This window comes from Rhizobium mayense, assembly GCF_030272705.1.
Lineage (GTDB): Bacteria > Pseudomonadota > Alphaproteobacteria > Rhizobiales > Rhizobiaceae > Rhizobium > Rhizobium mayense.
The window spans coordinates 1-3,037 of the sequence record NZ_JARFYM010000086.1 but is presented as its reverse complement, the minus strand read 5'-3'; the positions used below and the strand labels follow the sequence as shown (position 1 = coordinate 3,037).

General features: G+C 63.7%; 1 pseudogene. It reads left to right on the top strand.

Annotated features, from left to right (window positions below):
- Window positions 1-3,037 (top strand): annotated as a pseudogene (locus PY649_RS34630) (condensation domain-containing protein); the annotation flags it as partial.

Below are 3,037 nucleotides of genomic sequence, written 5' to 3'. Positions count from 1 at the left end.
CCGGACGGCAATCTGGAGTTCCTCGGCCGCAACGACGAGCAGGTGAAGATCCGCGGCTTCCGCATCGAGCCGGGCGAGATCGCCGCACGGCTTTGCGAGAATGCCCTGGTGCGCGAGGCCGTCGTGGTGGCGCGCGAGGACCGCGCCGGCGACAAGCACCTTGTCGCCTATGTGGTTGCGAGCGAGCATGCCGACGGAGCCGAGGGCTCCGACCTTGCCGGCGCCTTGCGCGCGCACGTCAGCGGGCAGCTGCCGGATTACATGGTGCCGTCGGCCTTCGTGCGGCTCGATACCCTGCCGCTGACGCCGAACGGCAAGCTCGACCGCAAGGCGCTGCCTGTTCCCGACGACGACGCCTATGCGCGACGCACCTATGAGGCGCCGCAAGGCGAGATCGAGACGACGCTGGCGCAGATCTGGACGGAGCTGCTCGGGCTCGAGCGGGTCGGACGCCACGACCACTTCTTCGAACTCGGCGGCCACTCGCTGCTGGCCGTGCAGCTCTTGAGCCGGCTGTCGCAGGCTTTCGGCGTGGTACTGCCGCTGACGACGCTGTTCGCCAAGCCGGTGCTGTCCGATCTGGCGGAAAGCATTGTCGAGCAGCTGAGCCGAGCCGGTCCGCAAGACCTACCGGCGATTGTTGCCGTGTCGCGTCAAGAGCCGCTTGTACCGTCGTTTGCCCAGCAGCGGCTCTGGTTCTTGGCGCAGCTGGACGAGGCGAGCACCAACTATCATATTCCGCTGGTCTTGCGACTGCACGGTGCGCTCGAGCGCAGCGCCTGGCAGCGCAGCCTCGACCGTCTGTTTGCGCGGCATGAGGCGCTGCGCAGCATCTTTGTCGCGCCGGAGGGCAAGCCCCGGGTCGAGGTCCTGCCGCCGGATGCGGGGCTGCCGGTGCTCGAGCACGATCTCAAGGGCAGGGCGGATGCGCAAGCCGCGCTTTTGGAGCTGTGCCAGGAGGAAGCGTGCACGCCCTTTGATCTTTCGCGCGGGCCGCTGATCCGCGGGCGGCTGATCCGGATGTCGGACGAGGAGCACGTCTTCCTTTTGACCCAGCATCACATCGTCTCGGACGGCTGGTCGATGGGTGTGCTCGTGCGGGAACTGAGCAGCCTCTACCGGGCGTTTCTGGCTGGACAGGACGATCCTTTGCCGCCGCTCGCCATCCAATATCCCGACTATGCCGCCTGGCAGCGCCAGTGGCTGTCGGGGGAACGGCTGCAGACCCAGGCGGACTATTGGCGCGAGACCCTCGCCGGCGCGCCGGCGCGTCTTGCGCTGCCGACGGACCGCCCACGGCCGGAGCAACAGTCGTTTGCCGGAGCCAATGTTCCCGTTGTCATCGATGCGGAGCTGACGCGCGGGCTGAAGCGGCTGAGCCACCAGCATGGCACGACCTTGTTCATGACAGTGCTGGCGGCGTGGGCTGCGGTGCTGTCGCGTCTGTCGGGGCAGGACGACCTTGTCATCGGTGTGCCGAGCGCCAATCGCGGCCGCCGCGAGACCGAAGAGCTGATCGGCTTCTTCGTCAACACCCTGGCGCTGCGGCTCGACCTGTCGGGCACGCCGAGCGTGTCGGCGCTTCTGGAGCGCACGCGGCGCACGGCGCTGGCGGCACAGGAGCATCAGGACCTGCCGTTCGAGCAGGTGGTGGAGATCGTCCAGCCGCCCCGGGCTCTTGATCACACGCCGTTGTTCCAGGTGATGTTGGCCTGGGAGAACAATGCGGTCGGGTCCTTCGACCTGCCGGGGCTGAGCGTCGAGGCTGCGGGGGAGGGGTTCGATCAGGTCAAGTTCGATCTCGAACTGAACCTTTGCGAGCATGACGAGATCATCACCGGAACGCTGGGTTATGCGAGCGCGCTGTTCGATGAAGCGACGATCGCGCGGCAGCGTGGTTATCTTTTGACGCTGCTGCGGGCGATGGTCGCCGATGCCGGCCAGCCGATCGGCCGCATCGACATCCTGCCGGCTGACGAGCGCAGCTACCTGCTGGAGGATCTGAACCGGACGCAGGCGCCTTACCCGTCTCGCCCTCATCCATGAGGACGATGAGCTGAGCTATGGCGAACTCAACGCCCGGGCCAACCGGCTGGCCCATCATCTCATCACGCTCGGGGTCAAGCCGGGGGATCGCATTGCGACAGTGCTGGACCGCTCCATCGCCCTTGTCATGGCGCAGTTGGCGATCCTCAAGGCGGGGGGAGTGTATGTGCCGATCGATCACGCTCTTCCGTCTGCGCGACAAGAATGGCTGATGGCCGATTGTGCTGCACGCCTGGTGCTTTGCAAGAGTGACGATGATGAGCTGGTTGAGGCGACGATCCCTCTTCTGGCCATTGAGCCGTTCATGGTTGGAACAGGACGTAGTAGAGATCCCGGCTTGGCATTGAGCGCCGAGGCTGCCGCTTACGTGATGTACACGTCTGGCTCGACCGGCCGTCCCAAGGGAGTTGTTGTGCCTCACCGCGCCGTGAACCGGCTAGTCATCAACAATGGATATGCGAAAATCGATGCCGGAGATCGTGTGGCGTGGGCGGGTAATCCGGCCTTCGACGCAAGCACATTTGAAGTGTGGGCGCCGCTGCTCAACGGTGGCTGCATTATTGCAATGGATGCCGTCACAGTCATAAATTCTTCAAGTTTTGCCAAGGCACTTAAACAGCAACGGGTGACAACCCTTTTCCTAACAACGGCGTTATTCAATCAATATACATTATCGATTGCTCCGATATTAGCACAACTTAAGTACCTCCTCTGTGGAGGCGAGCGCAACGATTTTCACTCATTTCTGAAATTGCTGAGTGAAGAAGGTCCAGTACGTCTCATTCACTGCTACGGTCCGACCGAGACGACGACCTTCGCGGTAGCGTGGAGTTGCCCGGCTGATTTTGATGGGTCCGTTATCCCGATCGGCCGTCCGATTGCGAACACGCGTGTGTATCTTCTGGACGGGCATGGTGCGCCGGTGCCGTTCGGGGCGGTGGGTGAGCTTTATATCGGCGGGGCCGGTGTTGCGCGCGGCTATCTGAACCGG